Source organism: Rhodanobacter sp. PCA2, assembly GCF_013620825.1.
Classification (GTDB): domain Bacteria; phylum Pseudomonadota; class Gammaproteobacteria; order Xanthomonadales; family Rhodanobacteraceae; genus Rhodanobacter_A.
The window spans coordinates 1-5,369 of the sequence record NZ_NJIC01000056.1 but is presented as its reverse complement, the minus strand read 5'-3'; the positions used below and the strand labels follow the sequence as shown (position 1 = coordinate 5,369).

At 55.7% G+C, this 5,369-nt stretch carries 2 tRNA genes and 3 rRNA genes; all 5 read right to left on the bottom strand.

From position 1 onward, the window contains the following. Window positions 1-50 precede the first annotated feature (50 nt). A 5S ribosomal RNA gene (gene rrf / locus PCA_RS17295) occupies window positions 51-164 on the bottom strand. Window positions 165-274: 110 nt separating this feature from the next. Next, window positions 275-3,151 (bottom strand): 23S ribosomal RNA (locus PCA_RS17290). Window positions 3,152-3,335: 184 nt separating this feature from the next. Continuing rightward, a tRNA-Ala gene (locus tag PCA_RS17285) sits at window positions 3,336-3,411 on the bottom strand. 5 nt (window positions 3,412-3,416) lie between these two features. Further along, a tRNA-Ile gene (locus PCA_RS17280) sits at window positions 3,417-3,493 on the bottom strand. An 83-nt stretch (window positions 3,494-3,576) separates the two neighbouring features. Beyond that, a 16S ribosomal RNA gene (locus PCA_RS17275) occupies window positions 3,577-5,117 on the bottom strand. The 16S, 23S and 5S rRNA genes sit together here with 2 tRNA genes alongside, the layout of an rRNA operon. Window positions 5,118-5,369 lie beyond the last annotated feature (252 nt).

Genomic DNA, 5,369 nt, shown 5'->3' with positions numbered 1-5,369 from the left:
AAAAGCAAACGCCCTCACCGGGATCGGTGAGGGCGTTCGAGGGATAAAGCCCCTGGCGGTGACCTACTCTTGCATGCGAGGTGCACACTACCATCGGCGCGGCTGCGTTTCACTTCCGAGTTCGGGATGGGATCGGGTGGGACCACAGCGCTATGGCCGCCAGGGAAGGGGTTGAAGCAGCGCGAGTGCGCCAGCTTCAGTTCATTGGCAAACGAGTGACAAGCGTCCGGGAACGATCGATCCGGCACGTGGGTGTGAGGCCACTTGGGGTTATATGGTCAAGCCTCACGGCTCATTAGTACGCGTAAGCTCAATGCATTGCTGCACTTCCACATCGCGCCTATCAACCACCTGGTCTAGATGGTGCCTTAAGGAGAGTCGAGCTCTCGGGAGATCTCATCTTGGGGCGCGCTTCCCGCTTAGATGCTTTCAGCGGTTATCGCTTCCGTTCATAGCTACCGGGCAATGCCATGGGCATGACAACCCGAACACCAGCGGAACGTCCACTCCGGTCCTCTCGTACTAGGAGCAGCCCCCCTCAAATCTCCAACGCCCACGACAGATAGGGACCGAACTGTCTCACGACGTTCTGAACCCAGCTCGCGTACCACTTTAAATGGCGAACAGCCATACCCTTGGGACCGGCTACAGCCCCAGGATGTGATGAGCCGACATCGAGGTGCCAAACACCGCCGTCGATATGAACTCTTGGGCGGTATCAGCCTGTTATCCCCGGAGTACCTTTTATCCGTTGAGCGATGGCCCTTCCATACAGAACCACCGGATCACTAAGACCTACTTTCGTACCTGCTTGATCCGTCGATCTTGCAGTCAAGCACGCTTATGCCTTTGCACACAGTGCGCGATGTCCGACCGCGCTGAGCGTACCTTCGTGCTCCTCCGTTACGCTTTGGGAGGAGACCGCCCCAGTCAAACTACCCACCATACACGGTCCCTGACCCGGATTACGGGCCGAGGTTAGAACGTCAAGCACTTCAGGGTGGTATTTCAAGGATGGCTCCACCGAAACTGGCGTCTCGGTTTCGTAGCCTCCCACCTATCCTACACAGAAGAACTCAACGTTCAGTGTAAAGCTATAGTAAAGGTTCACGGGGTCTTTCCGTCTTGCCGCGGGAACGCTGCATCTTCACAGCGATTTCAATTTCACTGAGTCTCGGGTGGAGACAGCGCCGCTGTCGTTACGCCATTCGTGCAGGTCGGAACTTACCCGACAAGGAATTTCGCTACCTTAGGACCGTTATAGTTACGGCCGCCGTTTACTGGGGCTTCGATCAAGAGCTTCGCCTTGCGGCTGACCCCATCAATTAACCTTCCAGCACCGGGCAGGCGTCACACCCTATACGTCCACTTTCGTGTTTGCAGAGTGCTGTGTTTTTGATAAACAGTCGCAGCGGCCAGGTTACTGCGACCTGCCAATGCTCAGTCACGCATGTGACCACATCGGCAGGCGCACCTTCTCCCGAAGTTACGGTGCCATTTTGCCTAGTTCCTTCACCCGAGTTCTCTCAAGCGCCTTGGGATTCTCACCCTGCCTACCAGTGTCGGTTTACGGTACGGTTTGCTGTAGCTGAAGCTTAGTGGCTTTTCCTGGAAGCGTGGTATCAGTCACTTCGCCCAAAAGGGCTCGTCTCGGTGCTCGGTGTATGTGATCCCGGATTTGCCTAAGATCACCACCTACTGCCTTTCCCCGGGACAACCAACGCCCGGTAGACCTAACCTTCTCCGTCCCCACATCGCACTACAGTCAAGTGCTGGAATATTAACCAGCTTCCCATCGACTACGCATTTCTGCCTCGCCTTAGGGGCCGACTCACCCTGCGCCGATGAACGTTGCGCGAGGAAACCTTGGGCTTTCGGCGTGCGGGCTTTTCACCCGCATTATCGTTACTCATGTCAGCATTCGCACTTCCGATACCTCCAGCAGACTTTACAATCCACCTTCACAGGCTTACGGAACGCTCCTCTACCGCGCACATTGCTGTGCACCCCGAGCTTCGGTGTCTAGCTTAGCCCCGTTAAATCTTCCGCGCAGACCGACTCGACCAGTGAGCTATTACGCTTTCTTTAAAGGATGGCTGCTTCTAAGCCAACCTCCTGGCTGTCTATGCCTTTCCACATCGTTTTCCACTTAGCTAGAACTTGGGGACCTTAGCTGCGGGTCTGGGTTGTTTCCCTTTTCACGACGGACGTTAGCACCCGCCGTGTGTCTCCCGGATAGTCTGTCCTGGTATTCGGAGTTTGCCATGGTTTGCTAAGTCGCGATGACCCGCTAGCCATAACAGTGCTCTACCCCCAGGAAGATTCGTCCGAGGCGCTACCTAAATAGCTTTCGAGGAGAACCAGCTATCTCCGAGTTTGTTTAGCCTTTCACTCCTATCCTCAGCTCATCCCCATCTATTGCAACAGATGTGGGTTCGGTCCTCCAGTGCGTGTTACCGCACCTTCAACCTGGCCAAGGATAGATCACTCGGTTTCGGGTCTACTGCCAGAGACTATGCGCCCTATTCAGACTCGGTTTCCCTTCGCCTCCCCTAGACGGTTAAGCTTGCCACTGACAGTAAGTCGCTGACCCATTATACAAAAGGTACGCAGTCACCCTTGCGGGCTTCCACTGCTTGTACGTATACGGTTTCAGGGTCTATTTCACTCCCCTCTCCGGGGTTCTTTTCGCCTTTCCCTCACGGTACTTGTTCGCTATCGGTCAGTCAGGAGTATTTAGCCTTGGAGGATGGTCCCCCCATGTTCAGACAGGGTTTCTCGTGCCCCGCCCTACTCAATTTCATGCACGATGCCCTTTCGCCTACCGGGCTATCACCGTCTGCGGCAGACCTTTCCAGGTCCTTCGACTAAAACACTGTGCACTTTTGGGCTAGTCCCCGTTCGCTCGTCGCTACTGAGGGAATCTCGGTTGATTTCTTTTCCTCCGGGTACTTAGATATTTCAGTTCCCCGGGTTCGCCTCCGCAACCTATGAATTCAGTTACGGATACCGCTTGCGCGGTGGGTTTCCCCATTCGGACATTGCCGGATCAAAGCTTGTTGCCAGCTCCCCGACACTTTTCGCAGGCTGCCACGTCCTTCATCGCCTCTGACTGCCAAGGCATCCACCGTATACGCTTGGTCGCTTGACCATATAACCCCAAGTCGCCTCGGGATCACACGTTTCAAACCACCTGTTCGTGCCTCGACACGTGTCTCGGTTCGGTTCGAACCAAGACGCTTGTCACTCGTTTGCCAGTTTTCAAAGAACACGGATACGGCCTCAACGCCGCTCCGCTTCAAAATCTTTTCGTGTGCGTGTCTTCACGTGCATCGTGGTGGAGCCAGTCGGGATCGAACCGACGACCCCCTGCTTGCAAAGCAGGTGCTCTCCCAGCTGAGCTATGGCCCCGGGGTTGGTGGGTCTGGGAGGACTCGAACCACCGGCCTCACCCTTATCAGGGGTGCGCTCTAACCACCTGAGCTACAGACCCGCAAAGCTCTCTTGCAGGGACGCTACGTGAATACAGGTGTCTTGTGTGGACGTCTTGCGCGACGGATCGCGCTGTCGTTCTCGAAAGGAGGTGATCCAGCCGCACCTTCCGATACGGCTACCTTGTTACGACTTCACCCCAGTCATGAACCACTCCGTGGTCGTCGTCCCCCTTGCGGTTAGACTAACGGCTTCTGGAGCAACTCACTCCCATGGTGTGACGGGCGGTGTGTACAAGGCCCGGGAACGTATTCACCGCAGCATAGCTGATCTGCGATTACTAGCGATTCCGACTTCATGGAGTCGAGTTGCAGACTCCAATCCGGACTGGGATCGGCTTTCTGGGATTGGCTCCACCTCGCGGTATTGCAACCCTCTGTACCGACCATTGTAGTACGTGTGTAGCCCTGGCCGTAAGGGCCATGAGGACTTGACGTCATCCCCACCTTCCTCCGGTTTGTCACCGGCAGTCTCCTTAGAGTTCCCACCTTTACGTGCTGGCAACTAAGGACAAGGGTTGCGCTCGTTGCGGGACTTAACCCAACATCTCACGACACGAGCTGACGACAGCCATGCAGCACCTGTGTTCCGATTCCCGAAGGCACTCCCGCATCTCTGCAGGATTCCGGACATGTCAAGGCCAGGTAAGGTTCTTCGCGTTGCATCGAATTAAACCACATACTCCACCGCTTGTGCGGGCCCCCGTCAATTCCTTTGAGTTTCAGTCTTGCGACCGTACTCCCCAGGCGGCGAACTTAACGCGTTTGCTTCGACACTGATCTCCGAGTTGAGACCAACATCCAGTTCGCATCGTTTAGGGCGTGGACTACCAGGGTATCTAATCCTGTTTGCTCCCCACGCTTTCGTGCTTCAGCGTCAGTGTTGTCCCAGATGGCCGCCTTCGCCACTGATGTTCCTCCCGATCTCTACGCATTTCACCGCTACACCGGGAATTCCACCATCCTCTGACACACTCTAGCCCGCCAGTATCCATTGCCATTCCCAGGTTGAGCCCGGGGATTTCACAACAGACTTAACGAACCGCCTACGCACCCTTTACGCCCAGTAATTCCGATTAACGCTTGCACCCTTCGTATTACCGCGGCTGCTGGCACGAAGTTAGCCGGTGCTTATTCCTCAGGTACCGTCAGCTCCACGGGGTATTGGCCCATGGCATTTCGCTCCTGATAAAAGTGCTTTACAACCCGAAGGCCTTCTTCACACACGCGGCATTGCTGGATCAGGCTTGCGCCCATTGTCCAATATTCCCCACTGCTGCCTCCCGTAGGAGTCTGGGCCGTGTCTCAGTCCCAGTGTGGCTGATCATCCTCTCAGACCAGCTAGCGATCGTCGCCTTGGTGGGCCATTACCCCTCCAACTAGCTAATCGCACATCGGTTCGTCCAGCCGCGCGAGGTCCGAAGAGCCCCCGCTTTCTCCCGTAGGACGTATGCGGTATTAGTCCCGGTTTCCCGAGGTTATCCCCCACGTCTGGGTAGATCCCGATGCATTACTCACCCGTCCGCCACTCGCCACCCGGTATTGCTACCTGTGCTGCCGTTCGACTTGCATGTGTTAGGCATGCCGCCAGCGTTCAATCTGAGCCAGGATCAAACTCTTCACTTAAGTTTTCGACAGCCCGAAGGCCATCTATCTTTCCGAAGCGTCGAACCCCAACCATTGAAACTCATTACTGACTTTCTTTGGGTGGGACGCTTGCATTGCTTGGACAGGTCATCGACCCGCCAGCGCAAGGCGTCCACACAATTCACCTGTGCACACTGTCAAAGATCTTGCCACCGCGGAGCTTTTCCGCTGTGGGACATTTCGTCCCGGTGAGCCGCCCATTCTACATCGTTTTCTCGGTCCGTCAACAGC